Source organism: Paenibacillus sp. NRS-1760 (assembly GCF_050467785.1).
Taxonomy (GTDB): Bacteria; Bacillota; Bacilli; order Paenibacillales; family Paenibacillaceae; genus Pristimantibacillus.
This window is the reverse complement of the sequence record NZ_JBITPK010000024.1, coordinates 71,980-92,034: the sequence shown is the minus strand read 5'-3', so window position 1 is coordinate 92,034 and position 20,055 is coordinate 71,980. Positions and strand designations below refer to the sequence as shown.

At 44.6% G+C, this 20,055-nt stretch carries 14 protein-coding genes; 4 read left to right on the top strand and 10 right to left on the bottom strand.

All coding sequences use genetic code 11. From position 1 onward, the window contains the following. Positions 1-20: 20 nt before the first annotated feature. Positions 21-1,508 carry an SLC13 family permease gene (locus ACIFSR_RS33110; RefSeq protein WP_430063417.1) on the bottom strand — a complete coding sequence of 496 codons (1,488 nt, stop codon included), beginning with the start codon at positions 1,506-1,508 and terminating at the stop codon, positions 21-23. Positions 1,509-1,649: 141 nt separating this feature from the next. Here ACIFSR_RS33110 and ACIFSR_RS33105 point away from each other — a divergent pair, with 141 nt between their 5' ends. After that, on the top strand, positions 1,650-2,540 hold the full coding sequence (locus ACIFSR_RS33105; protein WP_430063415.1) for a LysR substrate-binding domain-containing protein: 891 nt from the start codon (positions 1,650-1,652) through the stop codon (positions 2,538-2,540). Between the two features lie 113 nt (positions 2,541-2,653). Next, complete coding sequence (locus ACIFSR_RS33100) at positions 2,654-4,009, top strand: dipeptidase (protein WP_430063413.1); 1,356 nt, start codon at positions 2,654-2,656, stop codon at positions 4,007-4,009. A 405-nt stretch (positions 4,010-4,414) separates the two neighbouring features. Here ACIFSR_RS33100 and ACIFSR_RS33095 read toward each other — a convergent pair whose 3' ends face one another. The 7 genes from ACIFSR_RS33095 to ACIFSR_RS33065 all read right to left on the bottom strand — a co-directional run bounded on the left by ACIFSR_RS33095 (position 4,415) and on the right by ACIFSR_RS33065 (position 13,844). Continuing rightward, positions 4,415-4,867: a disulfide oxidoreductase gene (locus ACIFSR_RS33095; RefSeq protein WP_430063411.1), complete on the bottom strand. Its 453-nt coding sequence runs from the start codon at positions 4,865-4,867 to the stop codon at positions 4,415-4,417. Between the two features lie 2,050 nt (positions 4,868-6,917). Beyond that, the gene (locus tag ACIFSR_RS33090) at positions 6,918-8,570 is read right to left on the bottom strand and encodes an extracellular solute-binding protein (RefSeq protein WP_339205056.1); all 1,653 of its coding nucleotides are present in this window, start codon (positions 8,568-8,570) and stop codon (positions 6,918-6,920) included. Positions 8,571-8,642: 72 nt separating this feature from the next. Continuing rightward, on the bottom strand, positions 8,643-9,545 hold the full coding sequence (locus ACIFSR_RS33085; protein WP_076267345.1) for a carbohydrate ABC transporter permease: 903 nt from the start codon (positions 9,543-9,545) through the stop codon (positions 8,643-8,645). A gap of 43 nt (positions 9,546-9,588) precedes the next feature. After that, entirely contained in the window at positions 9,589-10,452 is an 864-nt protein-coding gene (locus ACIFSR_RS33080) for an ABC transporter permease (protein WP_339209762.1), read from the bottom strand. A gap of 126 nt (positions 10,453-10,578) precedes the next feature. Next, a complete protein-coding gene (locus tag ACIFSR_RS33075) occupies positions 10,579-11,463 on the bottom strand; it encodes a carbohydrate ABC transporter permease (RefSeq protein ID WP_339205057.1) in 885 nt (294 codons plus the stop codon). A 55-nt stretch (positions 11,464-11,518) separates the two neighbouring features. Continuing rightward, positions 11,519-12,403 carry a carbohydrate ABC transporter permease gene (locus tag ACIFSR_RS33070; protein WP_430063408.1) on the bottom strand — a complete coding sequence of 295 codons (885 nt, stop codon included), beginning with the start codon at positions 12,401-12,403 and terminating at the stop codon, positions 11,519-11,521. A gap of 82 nt (positions 12,404-12,485) precedes the next feature. After that, positions 12,486-13,844 carry an ABC transporter substrate-binding protein gene (locus ACIFSR_RS33065; protein ID WP_339205059.1) on the bottom strand — a complete coding sequence of 453 codons (1,359 nt, stop codon included), beginning with the start codon at positions 13,842-13,844 and terminating at the stop codon, positions 12,486-12,488. Positions 13,845-14,035: 191 nt separating this feature from the next. On the opposite strand from ACIFSR_RS33065, the gene ACIFSR_RS33060 reads away from it, so the two are divergent. Both ACIFSR_RS33060 and ACIFSR_RS33055 read left to right on the top strand, forming a co-directional pair. After that, positions 14,036-15,859, top strand: coding sequence for a sensor histidine kinase (locus tag ACIFSR_RS33060; RefSeq protein WP_430063406.1), 1,824 nt, complete (start codon positions 14,036-14,038; stop codon positions 15,857-15,859). Beyond that, positions 15,849-17,477 carry a response regulator transcription factor gene (locus tag ACIFSR_RS33055; RefSeq protein ID WP_430063404.1) on the top strand — a complete coding sequence of 543 codons (1,629 nt, stop codon included), beginning with the start codon at positions 15,849-15,851 and terminating at the stop codon, positions 17,475-17,477. The genes ACIFSR_RS33060 and ACIFSR_RS33055 overlap by 11 nt, the downstream gene beginning before the upstream one ends. Positions 17,478-17,625: 148 nt before the next feature. Here ACIFSR_RS33055 and gucD read toward each other — a convergent pair whose 3' ends face one another. Together gucD and ACIFSR_RS33045 are read right to left on the bottom strand one after the other, a co-directional pair. After that, entirely contained in the window at positions 17,626-19,083 is a 1,458-nt protein-coding gene (gucD, locus tag ACIFSR_RS33050) for an alpha-ketoglutaric semialdehyde dehydrogenase GucD (protein ID WP_430063402.1), read from the bottom strand. Between the two features lie 33 nt (positions 19,084-19,116). Further along, complete coding sequence (locus ACIFSR_RS33045; RefSeq protein WP_339205063.1) at positions 19,117-20,049, bottom strand: hypothetical protein; 933 nt, start codon at positions 20,047-20,049, stop codon at positions 19,117-19,119. Positions 20,050-20,055 lie beyond the last annotated feature (6 nt).

The following is a 20,055-nucleotide window of genomic DNA, read 5'->3' as shown; positions in this document are numbered from 1 at the left end:
ATGGCTCCCTCCTGCTCTCTCTATATTCCGATTACTTTAAACCAAGTAAAGATTGCCAAGCTAATTACGCATGCTCCGACAAAACAAGTAACTACCGCATATTTCACTTGATCCAACACGGAGAAGTATCCTGTTCCAAAATAAATCGTATTTACCTTCGAATGCGGCGGAAGTGTAATGGTATAAGTCATGGTCATAGCTGCTGCTAATGCGAGAGGCACAGGGTCCATACCGAGCGTTTTTGCTAAAGCGATGAATGCTGGTATTAATATAGTGACCCTCACTGTTTTACTCGTAAATATAAGATGGCTGTACATGCTAAGGAATACGACAACGACATATACCCAAACATGATTCATGCTCTCCAATCCGAGCGCAGCGACTACTTTTCCAATAATCCATTCTGCGCCGCCGGATTTATCCAATGCATTACCTACTGCATAAGCACCTGCTGCAAAAATCATGAGCTCCCATTTGATGTTCGTTTCTTTCCAGGTCAACAAACCTACCCTTGGAAGCAAACAGAGAAGTGCTGCGAGTACAGCGGTCTGTTCTGTACTGAGTTCAAAGCCAAACCAAGCGTTATGGTAATCTCCTGTAGCCCATAATGCCACCGTAAGGAGGAATATCGTTACTGCCTTTTTCTCATCTAAAGAAAAGGAACCTAATTTTAGCAATTCATTTTTTAACGTTCCCCTCGCATGATCGAAGTGGGCTTCACTTTTGATGGAGAAGAGCTTTAAACCAATGAAGAACGTAATCATCATCGTAATAATTGCAGTTGGCATAGAGGCGAGAAGCCAATCCATATAACCAATATCGCCGCCCGCTTGTTCATTAATGAAACCAACAGCTATGATATTGCCAGAAGTAGCGGTCATAACACCCGAGGTAGCAAGCGCATCTGCTTGCACGCCTTGAAGCATCATTACTTTTCCAAGATTGCTCTCACCCGGCAGCGCTTTATACACCTCTAATAAAATCAAGCATATAGGCACCATGAGCGTAGCTCTTGCTGTAGTTGAAGGAACAAAAAAAGCTAAAATAAAATTAATGACGATTAATAAAAACAATGTCTTTTTTGGCGTTTTACCAAACTGCGTGACCATCCATAAGGATAAGCGTCTACCCAAATTTGATTTTATCATGGCGGAAGTGAGGATGAATGCGGAAACCATCAGCCAGATCACATCAAATCCTAACGTACCGAATGCCACTTCTTGATCTTCAACTGCTCCTACTAACGGAAGAAGCAAAATAGCGATGATAGATGTTAAGTAAATAGGCAGCGGAGTCGTAATCCATAAAATCAATGCACCTGTAAATATTGCAATTGCTCTTTGGGCTTCTAAGCTCATGCCTTCCGGTGTAGGCATAAAGAACAAAAGCAGCCCCACAATAAGTGCAAGTGGAATACCAAATCTTTGCATTCCTTCTTCAAGCTTCCCTTTTTTCTTCATAGGCGGCTTTTTAGTCTCATTTTCTACATCTCGCGAGACTTCACTCATCTTGCATCCTCCTCAAACTAATAATGTTACCGTTTTCATTTTATAAAACCGGAAAATATAATACAATTTGATTAACTTTGAATAACCATAACGTTTTGTTATAGATTGATTTTAAATGATAAGTCGAAAGGTGTCGTGGAAATGAATATCAATAAACTTCAGACCTTTATTACGCTAACAGAATGCTTAAACTTTACAGAAGCAGCGGAAATTCTCTACTGCTCACAACCATCGGTAAGTATGCAAATTCAAAGTATAGAAGAAGAGCTTGGCGTTCCTCTATTTGATCGAATTGGCAAGAAGCTTTATTTGACGAAACAGGGAGAAAATTTCAAGCCATACGCAGAGCAAATTATAAACCTGCTTCATACAGCCAAAGACCATATTAAGCAGCTGGAAGACTTATCATACGGAACTTTATCGTTTGGTGCGAGCAATTTTGTAGGCGTTTATTTGCTTCCTATGATCCTTAAAGGTTATACCAAAAAATTTCCGCAGATTAAAATAAACATGAACATTACAGCTTCAAATCACCTTGTTCATATGTTGGAATCCAACAAAGTAGAGTTTTTAATTATTTCTGATCGTATTGAAATCGATGAATCCCATTTTCAGCGTAAAACCTTTTACGAGGATGAGCTTGTCTTAATTGTGAACCCCTTGCACCCGCTTGCCCATAAACAAGAGTGCACACTCGAAGATTTGGTCAACGAAAGATTAATTATTAAACCTGATAAATCAGCAACACGTATTTACTTAGAGAAAAAATTTGCTGAGTACGGCCTTGAGTTTCCTACACAAATGGAAATTAGCAATTTAGAAGGAATTAAACAAGGGGTTATTCATGAGCTTGGGGTATCTATTGTTTCTAGCTTTGCTATTCAACAGGAGATCAAAAGCGGCTTATTGGTGAAGGTGAACATTAAAGGAGTAAAATTCAATAGAGGAATTAGTTATGTCTATCATAGGAATAAGCATCTTTCCCCTGCGGCCAAACAATTTATTTCTTTGCTGGATACTAATTATTTATAAGCGCGGATAACAGCTTGCTGCCCGCAATACACGAATTAAATTTTGCAGCTGTTTTACTTATTCGCTTGTAGACGTATACTTAGTCTATACCAAATGTAAGGAGCAACTATCCAATGAGCTATGAATCCTATTTTCAGAACCTAAGAGAACAACATTTGGATGAGCTGAAGCAGTTTTTGACGATCCCGAGTATTTCAGCTTTATCCACTCATAAAAATGACATGAACGAAGCAGCCAAATGGGTTGCAGCCAAATTAGAGAAGGCTGGTCTTGAGAATGTGGAGATCCATCCTACCGCTGGGCATCCCATCGTGTACGCCGAGCATATCCATGCACCAGGCAAACCGACAGTACTTATCTACGGCCATTATGATGTGCAGCCTGTAGATCCGCTTAACCTTTGGGAGACTCCTCCTTTTGAGCCAACCATCCGCGATGGCAAATTATATGCTCGTGGTGCAACCGATGATAAAGGCCAGCTTTTCCTGCATGTAAAGGCGGTTGAGGCGCTTCTAAACCAAGAAAATGCGCTTCCAGTCAACGTTAAGTTTTGTATTGAAGGCGAGGAAGAAATTTCAAGCCCTAATCTGCCGACCTTTATGGAGACGAATGCGGATAAGCTGAAAGCTGACGTCATTGTCATCTCAGATACATCGCTTCTTGAAAAAGGAAAACCTGCTATCTCTACTGGGCTGCGCGGACTGTGCTCCCTTGAAGTAACGATACTTACTGCCAATACCGATCTGCATTCTGGTACATTCGGCGGCGGCGTTCCGAACGCCCTTCACGCCATGATTTCCTTGCTGAGCTCGTTGCATGATGATCAAGGCAGAGTTTCAATCGAAGGTTTCTATGAAGGTGTGCCAGAGCTTTCCGCTTCTATGCGTGAAGAGTTCCTAAAGCAAAATCATAATGAAGAAGAATTAAGAAAAAATCTCGATCTTGACGCCTTGTACGGGGAAGAAGGATATTCCTTTGTTGAGCGAACAGGTGCAAGGCCAACTCTTGAACTAAATGGCGTTTATGGCGGGTTTCAAGGCGAAGGTTCGAAAACGGTTATTCCAAAAGAAGCTCACGCCAAAATCACTTGTCGTCTAGTTGGCGATCAGGACCCGGCTCAAATATTAGAGCGTATTGTAACTCATCTGGAATCGCATGTTCAGTCCGGTGCCAAGCTAATTATAAAACGCGGCGAAAAAGCTCGTGCCTTCGACATGGACCCATCCAATCCAATGCTCCAAAAGGCAGCCGATGCTTACGAAAAAGTATATGGCACTCGCGCGCTCTTCACGAAGGATGGCGGATCGATTCCAATTGTCGAGACATTCTCCCGCGTATTAGGCGCTCCTGTCGTCATGATGGGCTTCGGGCTTCCAGACGAAAATCTGCATGCTCCTAATGAGCATTTCAACCTTGAGAACTTTGACAAGGGACTTCTGACGATTGTTGAATTTTTGAAACAACTTTAAGCCGAGGCGTAAACGGAGCTGTTCTAAGCGTAGATTGATCTACGCTTGGAACAGCTTCTGCTTTTTTTCAGATGGAGCTTAGGCAAAACGATGTTCTCCCCTTATCATCCATATAGATAACGAAACCAGTAGGTCTTAATTAAACCATTTGTTATGGATTAAAATTGTAACGAACTCCAGAATCTTTATTTCGAGAAAATTGACTCATGACACCCTATAAATCAACCTAAAGTGCTAATACGGTTCGTTAAAATGAAAGAAAAGTAGTTTTTATCATAATAAGCATAATACAGTTCGTTAGAGAAATGATCTTGCGACGATACGCGTTTAGCTTTATAAACAATGGCAATAAAGGCAGCTGTGCACTCAATTTTTTTGAGCTGCTCAGCTGCCTTTTTCTTAAAACTATGACTGTTTATTAAGCTTCTTCAAGCGAAGCAGCGCCGTCAAAATGATCAAAAACGCCACGAGAGCCAGCATTGGAATGGTAATAAATCCAAACCAGTTCAAATAGTCTCCCTGACAAGAAACGGGGCCGCATGCGGCAAGCGGAGAATCATGCGGCAGCTTTTGCAGCACCGTATGATAAAGCGAGAAGCCTCCACCAATTACAACTAAAGGCAGTGCGTACGATACGATGCCTTCATCTCCCTTAGAGTAGGCTATGCCTAGTATAAGTGCCAATGGATACATGAATATTCGCTGGAACCAGCATAAGCTGCATGGTGCAAAATGCATAACCTCACTCAAATACAAGCTTCCCGCCGTCGCCAAAACTGCTGCAGCCCAAGCCACAAACAACCAAAATGATTTTTTCTTAGCCAAATCCTCTTCCACATCATTCGCCTCGGCTTCCATAGGTTATATTACTTTTTTTCTATCTCCTATTCTCCCTCGATAGGGAGGGTAAAAACATGACTCGAAAGGGCTATTGCATATGAATTATATTTGTGAATTGTAAGCATCAATGCGTGCTTACTGCTTCTTTTCGGCGTCTGCGAACGTGCAAACCACTGCTGTAAGAACCTATGTGTGCTTACAGTCACAAAGTAACCTCAGTTTGTCCGCTGTAAGAACGTATGCGTGCTTACAGTTTCTTTTCGGCGTCGGCGTACATGCGAACCACAGCTATAGGAACCTATTTGCGCTTAAAGCCACAAAGTAACCTCAGTTTGTCCGCTGTAAGAACGTATACGTTCTTACAGCTTCATTTCGGCGTCGGCGAACGTGTAAACCACTGCTGTAAGAACCTATGTGTGCTTTCAGTCACAAAGTAACCTCAGTTTGTCCGGTGTAAGAACGTATACGTGCTTACAGCTTCTTTTCGGCGTCGGCGAACGTGCAAACCACTGCTGTAAGAACCTATTTGCGCTTACAGCCACAAAGTAACCTCAGTTTGTCCGGTTTAAGAACGTATGCGTGCTTACAGCTTCTTTTCGGCGTTGGAGAACGTGCGAACCACTGCTGTAGGAACCTATTTGCGCTTACAGCCACAAAGTAACCTCAGTTTGTCCGCTGTAAGAACATATACGTGTTTACAGCTTCATTTCGGCGGAGGCGACCGTGCAAACCACTGCTGTAAGAACCTATTTGCGCTTACAGCCACAAAGTAACCTCAGTTTGTCCGGTGTAAGATCATATACGTGCTTACAGCTTCTTTTCGGCGTCGGCGAACGTGCAAACCACTGCTGTAAGAACCTATGTGTGCTTACAGCCACAAAGTAACCTCAGTTTGTCCGCTGTAAGAACGTATGCGTGCTTACAGCTTCTTTTCGGCGTCGGCGAACATGCGAACCACTGCTGTAAGAACCTATTTGCGCTTACAGCCACAAAGTAACCTTAGTTTGTCCGGTGTAAGAACGCATACGTTCTTACAGCTTCATTCCGGCGTTGGTGAATGTGCGAAATACTGCTGTAATAACTTATTTGCGCTTACAGCCACAAAGTAACCTTAGTTTGTCCGCTGCAAGAACGTATGCGTGCTTACAGCTTCTTTTCGGCGTTGGAGAACGTGCGGACCACTGCTGTAGGAACCTATTTGCGCTTACAGCCACAAAGTAACCTCAGTTTGTCCGCTGTAAGAACGTATGCGTGCTTACAGCTTCTTTTCGGCGTCGACGAACGTGCGAACCACAGCTACAGGAACCTATTTGCGCTCACAGCCACAAAGTAACCTCAGTTTGTCCGCTGTAAGAACGTATACGTGCTTATTGCTTCATTTTGGCGTTGGAGAACGTGCGAACCACTGCTGTAAGAACCTATGTGTGCTTACAGTCACAAAGTAACCTCAGTTTGTCCAGTTTAAGAACGTATGCGTGCTTACAGCTTCATTTCGGCGTTGGCGAACGTGCAAACCTCTGCTGTAAGAACCTATGTGTGCTTACAGCCACAAAGTAACCTCAGTTTGTCCGCTGTAAGAACGTATGCGTGCTTATTGCTTCATTTTGGCGTTGGAGAACGTGCGAACCACTGCTGTAGGAACCTATTTGCGCTTACAGCCACAAAGTAACCTCAGTTTGTCCGGTGTAAGAACATATACGTGCTTACAGCTTCTTTTCGGCGTCGGCGAACATGCGAACCACAGCTATAGGAACCTATTTGCGCTTACAGTCACAAAGTAACCTCAGTTTGTCCGCTGTAAGAACGTATACGTGCTTACAGCTTCTTTTCGGCATCGGCGAACGTGCGAACCACTGCTGTAAGAACCTATGTGTGCTTACAGTCACAAAGTAACCTCAGTTTGTCCAGTTTAAGAACGTATGCGTGCTTACAGCTTCATTTCGGCGTTGGCGAACGTACGAAATACTGTTGTAGAAACCCATTCGTGCTTACAACAACAAAAAGAAGGCCGCTCCTAGGTAGAATCCTACCTAGGAGCGGCCTTCCTGAGCTCGCTCATTTACAACAATTACTTGCCGTTAATCAAAGCAAGGTTTTCTTGCCATCTTGCAGTACGATACTCGTTTACTTTATCGAAGCCAAGCGAGGTTGTTGTCTTTTTCGCTTCCTCGATTAAGCTAAGCACCTCTGCATCGCTTTTCGCGAACAGAATTTTTCCGAAATACTCGTTAGCTGTTTCCGTCACTTGCTGATTAATAATTCCTTCATCCGTCTCTGGAGCCGGATCGATGTTGTTGAATTGCGTCATATTCATCGATGTTTTCCATGCAATGTTAAGCTGTGCCAACGAACCCCAGTTGCGTTGTTCTTCCGGCAGCGTTTGCTCGATCTTTTGCTTGCTCGTATCTACAAAGGTTGCATTTCCTGCCCATACATAGGCTTCCAGCTTATCTTTGTCCTTCTCTTCTTGCGGCGTGCTGAACCATTTGTCGTTCGGAATCGGTGCGCCATCCGCATCAAATTCATCCCAGTACAAGCCTTTTGGCCCGAAGAACATGATACGAGTGCCTTCCTCGCCCGTCATCCAATCCAAATACGCAAAAATACCTTCTGGATTTTTAGCGCTTGTTGTAATGACGTTAACGTTCCAGCCTAGTGCGTTATAACCGTTTGGATAAATTTTGTTTTTATCCAATCCTGATTTAGCAATTGGCCAAATAAATTCATAACCTGCATTTGGATCTTTTGCTTTTAATGCGTTATGGCCCTCGCGTCCCACATTAGTCGCATTGCCGCCAACAAATACAGCTACTCTGCCCGTTGCAAGCTTCTCTTTTACCTGATCATCCTTTTGAGTCATCGCATCCTGTGTCATAAGGCCTTCTCTAAACAGCTTGCTTGCGAACAGCATTGTTTCTTTCCAAGCTTCGTTGTTGTAGATCGTATCAAACTTATCCCCGTTAGGATATGCTTTCATGGAATGGAACGCACCGTTTGCACCCTCCTGGAAGCTAGGGAACATTACCTCAACGCCCGAGCCGTTGCCGCCTACCTCTAATGGAATCACGTCCGGATATTTATCTTTGACCTGCTTTAAGTAAGCATACAAATCATCGATTGTTTCAAGCTTCGGTGAGCCTAGGTCTGCGTAAATCTTCTTGTTCACAAACCAGCCGCCGTTGCCCGTAGGCGCTGCTGTATACCAGTTCGGGAATTGATAGATTTTGCCGTCGCTCGAGCGGAGCATGTTTAGCGTCTCTTCGCCCGCCCATTTCTTCAGGTTCGGATATTTGTCGATATAATCATCCAGCGGAACAAGTGCTCCAGCAGCTCTCAATCGTTCTACTTCAGGTCCTCGGTCCATCATAATTGCACCCGGAAGCTCCTTCGACGCAATCATCGTGCTCAGCTTTTGCGCTGCAGCGCCGCCGGATTGAATAGGCTCTACGGTTACTTTTAGATTATCTTGTACCCATTTACTATTCGGATTAGCACCCCACGGCTCCGTAGTCCACCAATCATAATGAACATAATAAGAAAAGTTTACCGGTGTTTCTCCCAAAACAAATCCATTGCTAGTCTCTGTTTTATTCGTGCCTTCCTTACCTGTATTGCCCGAATTGCTTGATTTTCCGCCGTCGTTACTGGAGCAGCCAGCTAGAAGCACAGTACCGGCAAGACCAGCGGTCATAAGCACAGTTAACAGCTTTTTTCCTTTCATGTTCGTAAACCTCCCAATTTTTAATATATATACTCATACCCAACACCAAAGCGCTAAGGTCGAATACCCACATTACTCCTTTAAGGAGCCGATCATTACGCCTTTTACGAAAAAACGCTGTACGAACGGATACACCAAAACGATAGGAATCGTCGCTACCATCATCGTAGCCATCGTTAAGGATTTGCTCGTCACACTCTGCATTCTGCTTAACGCATCTGAGGCAGCACCGCTTCCTTGTGAAGCGATCGAGAGCTGCTCGCTCATCGTGTTGGAGTTCATAATTTGCTGCAGTAAAGTTTGAATCGGATATAGCTTAGCGTCATTAATAAAAATCGTAGCTGTAAACCAGTCATTCCAGTGATAAACAGCCGTAAATAGTGAAAGCGTTGCCAAAACAGGCCCAGATAAAGGCAATACGATTTTGAAAAAGATCCCAAACGTACTGGCTCCATCGATCTTCGCAGATTCCTCTAGTCCATCAGGCAGCCCCATAAAGAAGGTACGGAATATAATCATATTCCACACGCTTACCGCTGTCGGAATGACCATAACCCAGAACGTATCCATTAAGCCAAGCTCGCGGTTCAGCAGGTAAAAGGGAATAAGTCCCCCGCTGAAATACATCGTAATAATCGCAAAGATCATATAATATTTTTTACCGATAACGCCTTTAACGGACAAGCCATAAGCGAAGATGGCCGTTAAGAAAATAGAGATCAACGTCCCGACAACGGTACGGGACACCGAGATTAGGAACGCATCAATAATCCGGTTATTTTGAAATACGATTCTATAATTATCAATCGTGAACACCCTTGGCCATAACGTTATTCCGCCTTTTGCCGTGTCGAGCCCTTCGTTAAAGGAGATCACCGCGGAGTTCCAGAACGGGTACAGCGTAGCGAGTCCAAGTAGCACTAGTAAAATATAAATCCAAACCTGCAATACTTTATCGCTGCTGCTCAGCTTCACTAGGCTTCACCACTTTTCTGAATATTGATAGAGGTTCGCTGAATTACCATAGGCTTGAACCTGCTCTCCTAGCCATGTAGTTTGCCATCGTCAGCAAGCCCACACTTATAATCGCTTTAAACAGACCAACTGCCGCCGCATATGAGAAGCGGTTATTAATAATACCTACCCGGTAAGCATACGTATCGATGACGTCCGCCACGTCTCGGAGCATTGCACTCCTGCCGAGCAAGAGCAAATCATCAAACCCTGCATTCAATAAACTTCCGATGTTCAGAATTAGAAAAATAATAATAACAGGAGTAATTGATGGAAGCGTTATCAAAAATATTTGTTTGAATTTGTTGGCACCATCAATAGAAGCCGCTTCATACAAGCTGGGATTCACGCCTGCGATAGCTGCTAGATAAACAATCGTTGCAAATCCGATTTCCTTCCACAAATTCGTCGTCACGATAATTCCCCAGAAATATTCGGGCAACGACAAGAAATTAATCGGCTTATCAATGAGTCCAAGCGCTTGCAGTGAAATATTTAAGCTGCCGTTATCCACGGACAATATGGAGATCGTAAAACCAGACACGATAACCCATGACAAGAAGTGAGGCAAATAACTGATCGTTTGAATGATTCTTTTAAAGGCCATGTTTCTTACTTCGTTTAGCATCAGAGCAAGCAGAATGGGAGCCGGAAAGTTAATGACCAGCTTAAGCAAGCTGATCACAATCGTATTCCGAATGACTCTATAAAAATCCGGCGAGTTAAAAAACATTTCGAAATGTTTAAAACCCGCCCATGTGCTGCCAAAAAAACCTTTAAATAAGCTGTAGTCCTGAAATGCCATCAAGACACCGTACATCGGAAAATAATTAAAAACGAGTATAAAGATCAGTGCTGGAAATATCATGAGCTGTACTTGCCATTGCGCCAGAAACCGCCGCCACAGCGGTTTCTCTCTTCGCGAGCTCTTTACTGCTGCATTTGCCGTAACAGGTGTTTGCACGCTACCTCAGCCTCCTTATACTCTCCTCATTTAACCCTTAACTGCACCAGCCGTAATTCCGCGTGACATTTGCTCTGTAAACAATAAATAGATAATAACTGTCGGCAAAGCGATGATGGTCATTACCGCGAACTGTGCGCCATAATTGGATGAGTACTGACCGGTAAACTTCATAATGGAAAATGGCAGCGTCTTGAAGGTTTCGGATGTTAGAAATGTATTGGCCATAATGAATTCATTCCACCAGCTGATGAAGTTCATAATACAAACCGTCGCAATGGCAGGTTTCGTCATCGGCATAATAATTCGGAAAATAACGCCATAGACCGAACAGCCGTCCATAACCGCCGACTCCTCTATGCTCTTCGGAATGGTTTCAAGAAAACCCGAAATAATGAGCAAGCTTATTGGCAGCGAAAAAGCAATGTAAGGTAGAATCAAGGACAAAGGATTATCAATGAGATTCAGCTTATCGAACAAAATAAAGTTCGGCAGCAAAGTCGCATGAATCGGTACGATCATACCGAGCATAATGAACGCCATCGCAGGACCGCGCAGCTTCCATTCCATCCGCGTGAACGCGTACCCGAGCATAAGCGCTAGAAATGCAGCAACCAAGATGGTTACGGTCGTAATAAAAACACTGTTTAATAGAAACTTTGGAACGCTCCCGTAATTGAATGCATTCACATAGTTATTCCATTCAAATGTTTTGGGCCACTTTAATATGCCGCTGCCAAAAAAATCTCCGCTCTTCAGAAAGGAATAATTGATGAGCCAAATGAGCGGAAAAATTTGCAGAAGCGCTACGACCCATAAAACGAGATGAAGAATGGCCTTTAATGCGGGCGATGCGGCGTCCTTCTTCTTGCCGTTTTTCGCTTGGCGATTGGTCTTAGCTGCAAGAGCTTCCACGGGCATGCCTCCTAAAATAATTCATATACCAAATGTCCATATACAAGGGTGAGTATTAAAACTCACCAACATCTTTTTTGAACGCTTTGTTCATCGCTACCGTAATAATGAGACAAATGATAACGAACACAACGGATATTGCGTTTCCATAGCCGTACAGCGACGAGGAAAACGCCGTTTTATAAAGGTAATTACCAATAAATTGCGTTGTATTGGCAGGTCCTCCGTTCGTCATGAGGAATACGGTTTCCATCTGCTTCAAGCAAGCCGTAACCGCGATGACGACTGCAACTCGAACCATTGGCGAGAGAAGTGGAATGATAACTCGCGTATACAGCTTTACTCTTCCAGCTCCATCAAGCTCTGCCGCCTCATATAGATCCTTTGGTATGCCTTGAAGCCCGGCGTAATAAAGCAGAAGCGCATAACCAAAGCCTTGCCACATGACCACAACGATAATGCACCAAATGGCAATATTTGAATCGCCCAACCAATCCTGTTTCCAGGTGCTTAGACCAACGCCTTCAAGCAATTTATTTAACATCCCAAAGTTCGGATGAAATACGCTTACCCACATTTTCGAAGTAACAACGATTGAAATAACTGCTGGTATAAAAAAGATAGCCCGAAACCATTTCTCTAGCTTTCCTGCATACATCACAAATATGGAGAACAAAAGCGCAATCGGGTGTTGAATCAGAAGCGTAGCTGCAAGCAGCAGTAGGGCATTAAGCAATGAACGCCAAAAAACGCTGTCATGAAACAAAATCTTTTGGTAATTCTCGAGTCCAACGAACTCGTAAGCACCGATTCCTGTCCAATTCGTCGTACCGTAATATGCACTCATAATGATAGGAAAGCAAACCATGAAGAGAAACAGCATAAAACCCGGTGCGACTAGCCAAAAAATGGTGATGCGATTGCTCATCAGTTTGTGCATGGTTCTCCCCGCTCTCTCTTTGGTAGAAGGCGGGGCAGACCGAATGAATTCGGCTGCCCCATCAGCTAACTAACTCATTTGTTTACTTCAGAACACCAACAGCTGCGTCCATTTCTGTTAAGAACTGCTCAGGTGTAATTTGTTTTCCAAACAGCTTTTGGTGAGCTTCCATTACTTTTGTCTTGAATTCATCCGTACCGTTATCATGTACCGGTGTACCGCTGGAAGAAGTCATTGCGCTGAAAATGCCAACCAATTGTTTTTGAAGCGCTGTTTCGTTGCCTGTCAGGAATTGATCAAACTTCTGAGCCGGAGTGCCTGATCCTGTTTGCCATACTTGCTTCGCCCAGTTCTCAGGCTTGAAGAAATATTGCAAGAAAGCGACTGCTGCTTCAGGGTGCTTCGATGTTTTCGATACGGAGTAACCGCCGCCATACCATGCAGCTACATCTGTTGCTTTACCTTTATCAGAAGCTGGGTAAGAGATCGCTCCTACGTTATTGCGGAAATCTTCAGGGAAGTTCTCGTCTGTTGCAAGACCTGCTTCCCAGTTACCCATAACGAACATTGCCGCTTGGCCTTGCCCGAACAAGTTGCGGGAAGTGCCGTAATCTGCTGTCATGAAGCCGTCTGCAAGTGCTTTGTTCTCTGCCAGTGCAGCGATGTCTTGTGCTGCTGCAAGGAAGTCAGCGTCGCCTGAGAATTTAGCTTCACCCTTCAATACCGCATCCATTTTGTCAAAATTGCCTGTGTGGCGCTGTGCTGCATACTCAAACCAGATTGGCAGTGACCAGCCTTCCATTGCGTTCGTTGCAAGCGGGTTAATGCCTTTTGCTCTCAACTGCTTGGATACTTCAAGCAATTCTGCCGTTGTTGTTGGAACCGTTAAGTTATTGTCGTCAAAAATTTTCTTGTTATAGTAGATAACCAAGAAATCTGTACCGCGCGGCAATCCGTATAGTTTGCCATCTTGGGAGAATCCATCTTTTGCACCTGGTACAAAGTTGCTGCTCTCAAAATCTGCTTCATTTAACTCAAGCAGCATGTTGTTATCAATCAAAGGTTTAATAAAAGAGGTTTGGCCCCACGCCTGGATAATGTCAGGTACTGCATCTGTTGATGCATATACTTTAATTTTCGCTTTATAAGGCTCATCTTGAAGCGCTTCTACTTCTATTTTCACATTTGGATTTTCTGCCATATAACTATCAATGATTGCTTGCTCGATTTTACCTGCTCCATTAGAGCGGTCAGCCAGCGCTGTGAAAAACTTAAGCGTTACCTGCTCCGGCTCCTTCTCTTTCGGCGCTTCCGTTTCTTTTGCTGCATTAGTTGGACTATTCGTCGCTTCGCTGCTTCCGTTTTTCCCATTATTGCCGGAGCATGCCGCTACTGTAAAAACCATCATTATTGCTACTAGCGAAATCCATATTTTTCTCATCGCTACCCCACCTTTTTTTATTTGAGCAGGCGTTCCCTGATCTGTCCCCATTATAACGTGTTATATCTGCGACAAAATATGAGCCAAATTTAAGAATAGATGCCTCATTTTTTGGATCATTCCCAAAATCAGCCTAACTGGATTTATTTCTTGGTATACTGAAGTCACAAATCTGAATGCTACAGGTGAACATGATGCGATCCTTTTTTACTCCCTTTCGACATATTACGCTGCAACGGAAACTGCTTACCTTAGTCATTCCCCTTCTGATTGCAACCGTTGGGATTACCGGGCTGTATTCTTATTACATTGCCTCGGGAGAAGTGGTAGATAAGCTTCATCAATCTCAAATGAACATGGCGATCAAGACAAAGGATCAACTCGACTATTTTGCCAAAAACACGTTAAGCTTCTCTAATTACTTGTTTCTAAATCCGACCGTTCAAAGCATGGTTATGAATGGCGACACGCAGCAGCGCCGTGATCAGGTGTTCAAAAATTTGCTGCCGCTTATGGTTACCGGTGAAACGATCCAATCGCTAGTGCTTTATCCCTCTACGAAGGATGATGTGCCCGCTCAACCGTTTGCGATTACACAGACCGGTATTGCAAGCGCTATCAGCCTTGAGCGTTTTATGAAAACCCGTTACTATGAGAGGCTCGCTAATACAGAATCAGGACAAATATGGGATATGTTTTACCCTTCGGATGGTATTCTGCTTGGTGACACCCATCATAAGATCGTTTTAGTGAAGCCGTACAAAAACTTTTACAACTATGTTCGAAGCGGCCTTTTAATTATAGGGATGGACGCAGATAAGCTAAGCAAATCCTTATATCATGACGATGAGGAAGCTACACAGTTTATAATGAATGATCAAGGCACCATACTCGCCTCAACTGATTTGCGCATGATTGGCAAGCCGATAACAATGCTGCCTGTGTTCGATCAGATGAATACAGCTGCCATCGAACCTGCAAAAGGATTAGCGCTGCTAAAGGAAAATGAACATTATATCGTTTCAGATTCCTTATCGGATATTACCGGCTGGCGAACTGTCGTAATCCAAGATCGCAGCAAGCTGGTACTCGAATTGAAGCATATTGGTTCCGTCACCTTCTCGATCATGGCGATCGTTACGCTCATCACGATTGTTGTCTCTTGGGTCATTGCCCGCATTATTACGAATCCGATGAAAAAACTGATGTTCTCTATGAGGGCTCTCCAAACGGGGGATTTTACGCAGAGGGTACACTTCAACGGCAACGATGAGATTGGAAGGCTCGGCCATTTGTACAATACGATGGTAGGACGAATTAAAACCTTAATTGATGACGTATATGCTTCGCGCCTGAAGCAGAAGGAAGCCGAGCTGAAGGCGCTGCAATCGCAGATTAATCCACATTTTCTATACAACACTTTAAATATGATTAATTGGAGCGCCGTGCAGAAGGGGGATAAAGAAATATCCGAGATGGTCCTCTCACTCTCCCAAGTTTTCCGACTAAGCCTGAATAGCGGCAACGATTTTGTAGAGCTGAAGCATGAGATCGAGCTGGTACGAAACTATTTATTTTTGCAAAAGAAAAGATTTACGACGAGGTTTAATTTTGAGATTGATTTGGAGCCCTCGATTGAGCACTTTCGTATGCCTAAGCTGCTCCTGCAGCCGCTTGTCGAGAATGCGATTATCCATGCCATCGAGCCCTCAGGCGGAAATGGACATATTCACATCAAGGGTTATACAGAGGACTCGCTTATTATTCTAGAAGTCACCGATAACGGACCTGGCATGCCGGAGAAACAGGTATACCTTCTTAATCAACCAAGCGTAGAGGAGCCAATGCGCAACTTGCAAACGGATGACGCTCACTCTGGGATGGCACTGGCTAATATCAAGGAAAGGCTCGCTTTATTTTATGAACAGGCTGAATTCGAGATCGTAAGCAAGGAAGGTTTAGGCACAAGGGTGCAACTGCGAATTAAACAAGGAGGCAATGGAAATGGTGCTTAAAATGATCGTTGCAGAGGATGAGCAATCGTTCCGAGAAGGCATTCTTACACTTGTCGACTGGAAGCTGTATGGCATTGAGATTGCCGGAGAAGCGGAGAATGGCAAACAGGCTTTGGAAATGATTCATAACAATCCCCCTGATTTGCTGCTGACCGATATCCGTATGCCTTTTCTAAACGGTCTTGACCTTATTCGTGAAGCCAAAGCAGCCGGCCATGAATTTCATTCTGTGCTGCTTACCGGCTACAATGAGTTTGAATATGCCAAGGAAGCGATCAAGCTTGGCGTTTCGGACTACCTCTTAAAGCCTTGTATGCCGCATGATATTATTCGTGTAATTATGGACTTAAAGCAAAAAATTGAACAATCCGAAAATGAAGATAAAGCTTTAAATGCCCTTAACCGCAGCTGGAATCGCAACCTTCATCTGCTGAAAAATCAGATTTTATCGCAATGGGTTCAGCATCCGCTTATGCCTCTGGAGGAACGATCCAGCGTAATGAGTGAAGTGGACATGACGCTCTCGTGCGGACCCATTCAAGTTGGTCTGATCCGCATTGACTCCAACAAGGCGCAGAACGTCACCGCATCCAAACGTGACTTAGAGCTTATCAGATATGCGCTGCTGAATATTGCAGGTGAAACCCTTCGGCCGTTGTACGATGGCAAGCTTGAGGTGTTTCGGCATGGCGACGAGATGTTATGGATCGGAAATTATCCAGAAAACACGACCAACGAGGCGATTGAAGGTGCTATGAAGGAGCTCCAGCTTAATCTTGAAGCTTATCTGAAGCTCTCGATCAGCATATCAATCAGCTCTGCAGCTGCTTCGGTTGATTATGCGCATATCGGTTACCAGCAAGCGATTGAAGCGATGGAAGCCAGATTCTATCAAGGAAGAGGCGGCATATTTTTTCACGCCGAGACTGGTAAGCAGACCGCTGCCAAAAGCTCCATTCTAGACGATGCCTATTTGCATCGACTCGAGAAAGACCTGCTTCTCGCCTTGCAGAACGAGCATTATGAGCAGGCAGTTGATGCCATTGAAGCGAGCATGTCGCATATTCGGAACAATTCGAGCTATTCCAAAGCTGAGGTTCATCTGCGCTCCACAAGTCTTATTTTAGAGCTGCAAAAATTCGCCCAAGAGCGCAAAGTTGCCTCTATCGAATGGCAGGACAGCTTCGTGAACTGGATCGAGCAAATCCCTAACATGGAGACGCTTGATGACTGCTCCGTCGTTCTGCAAAAAATCGTGCAAAGCATCGTCGAGGCTGTATCGAACCAGAAGTCACTGCATCGTACCGTGCATGCTACCATTGAGCTGATTAAGCAAAAGTACAATACAAATCTCACACTAGAGCTTGCTGCCAAGGAAACCTTCGTCAGCAATTCCTATTTAAGCTCGCTGTTCAAGCAAGAGCTTGGCGTTAACTTTCTTGATTATTTGCATCAATATCGCGTAGAACAATCGAAGGAGCTGCTGCGCCAAAGCTATAAAATTTATGCGGTTTCCAAGCTGGTCGGCTATCAAGAGGAACGTCACTTTAGCTCAACTTTTAAGAAGTGGACCGGACTTACGCCTCGGCAATATCAAAAAAACTACAATGCGGGTTGACCCAAGCCCTTTGTCGCATAACAAAAAAACTACGACGGCAACTTATAGCAACCTTCTCCGCTACTATCGATTTCAAGCTGTCAAAGTTAAGTTAAAAAGTCCCAGTGAGCTCTTGCTTCACTGGGACTTTCTTGTTTTCCTATTTACATTAAGCTTTCAAAAAAACGGTTTTAATTGAGGTGAAAAATTCGATTGCCGCTTGCCCCTGCTCTCTCGAATGCGAGCTGGATTGCTTCATTCCGCCAAATGGTGCCTGCAGCTCTACACCTGCCGTTTCTGCATTTATGCGTACCAAGCCCGCATCCATATCAGAGATAAAGGTCAGAATATGGCTAATATTTTGAGTGTAAATAGAGGCACTCAGTCCATATTCCACGTCATTGGCCAGCGATAAAGCCTCCTTCAAGTCCACAAAAGGTATGAGCGCCAGTACCGGACCAAAAATTTCCTCCTTGGCAATCGTCATATCCACGGTTACCTTTTCGAAGACGGTCGGTTGCACGTAATAGCCATTCGTCAATTCCTCATCCTCCGGTATGCTTCCGCCATAGAGAAGGCTCGCCCCTTCCGCGATTCCCTTATTAATGTAGGAAAGAACGGTATCACGCTGCTTTTCATTGGCACAAGGCCCCATCCATGTGGTGGAATCCTTCCCATTTCCCAGCTTCAATTGTTTGACTTGATCCAGCAGCTTCGCCCGGAATGCTTCATAAATCGAGGCTTGCACGAGGACCCTGCTCGTAGCCGTACATTTTTGTCCCGTGGATTTCAAACCGCCGCTAATCGCTGCTTCTACGGCAAGATTGAGGTTAGCATCTTCAGCGACGATAAGCGGATTTTTTCCGCCCATCTCCAATTGATACTTGGCTCCACGCGAAAGAGCCGCTTGGCCAATCTGCTTCCCTACTTTATTGGACCCCGTAAAGGTAATACCTTGAATATTGGAATGATTGGCAATACCGCCTCCAATTAGAGCACCGTCACCTGTGACCATATTGACAACGCCAGGTGGAAAACCCGCTTCTTCAAAACAAGCTAAGAGCTTAGCTGCCGTAATCGACGTTTCAATGGCTGGCTTTATGACAATCGTATTGCCATAAATAAGCGCCGGCGCCATTTTCCACATCGGGATCGCAACCGGAAAATTCCACGGCGTTATGACACCTACGACACCTAGAGGCACTCGAGTTGTGAACATGATCGCCTCATGATCAGTTGAAGGAATAACGTCACCTGTCTTCCGCATGCCTTCCCCGGCATAATAACGAAGAATGGCAACTCCACGAGCCGTTTCACCTTTACATTCCGCAAGGGTCTTGCCCATCTCGCGCATCATGGTTCCAGCTATATCTTCCAGTCTTGCCTCCAAGAGGTTGGCTGCCTTGAACAGATAATCGCCCCGGGCCGCACCCGAGAGCTTCCGCCATGCTTCTTTGGCACGATTTGCGGCATTCACCGCAAGATCAAGATCCGCTTCATTTGAATCTTGCACATATCCGACGATCTCAGACGAATTGGCAGGATTAATGCTTTCCGTCAACCTTCCGGTTGCGGATACGCTCCATTTTCCATCAATAAAATTCAAATAAGTCTGCTCTATAGTCATTTCTCTATTCACTCCATCCCTTGGGTTATCGCATTAGTGCACTGAAGGAATTCCCAGCCCTTCGGCAAACTTGTCGGATTGAATGGCAGACGAATGATATCGATTGAGAACTTGAATGCCCAAATGAGCTCTGCGCACTTTCTCCCTGCACTGGGCGATAGCCAGCTCTTTGTTGTGAATCCCCGCCGGATACACGCTAGCTGCATTTCGAAGACCGAATTTCAGATAAACCGGCGAAGCGATTCTTACAATTTCCGGAATTTCATAGTTGCGGATAAAACCGCCCAAGTCATCCGGCGACTCAATATAGAGATCAATCGGAGCATCAACCACGGTTCGAATCGATGACAGCTGTGGAAGTGTAATATCGCCAGGCAAATTCAAGGTAGTGCCGCCAAGCTCCGTAAAAATCCGAGCATTTACCGGATTGGTCGGACTCATCAGCGCTGAAATTTTAACAACCAAATTGGCTGGCAGCTGTCCCTTGATTTTCGCTTGATTGATCAGCCATAATAAGCCTTCATCCGCCACAAGCACGCTTCGAATGCCTAATTCCGCCGCTCGGAATATTTCTTCCAAACCGTATAGCAACTGATCCATTCCGGCATGCCGCCCGCCAAGCAGCTTTCCGCTGCTGCTAAGAGACATGGCTCCGATATCAAAGCTCATGCGAGGCCCGACGAAGAGGCATACCTCCATCCCTTCCGCCATGCCCATTTGTACCATATCGCCAATTTCGGAATCGCTTAACAGCATAATTCCGCTGCCCTGAGAGACTCGGTTGACCTTTAGTCCAAATTGCTTGGCTTCTGCAATGACGCTCTCCATAATGGCAGGACCCTCTACCGAAGGGATTTCCACACGGTAATGGGCTCCATCTTCAAATCTTTTAGCACTTGTCGCGAGCTGATACTGCTCTTTGTCCGGCAGGCCCAGACTAGCCGCAAACGCTTGAGCTTTGTTCATCGTTGT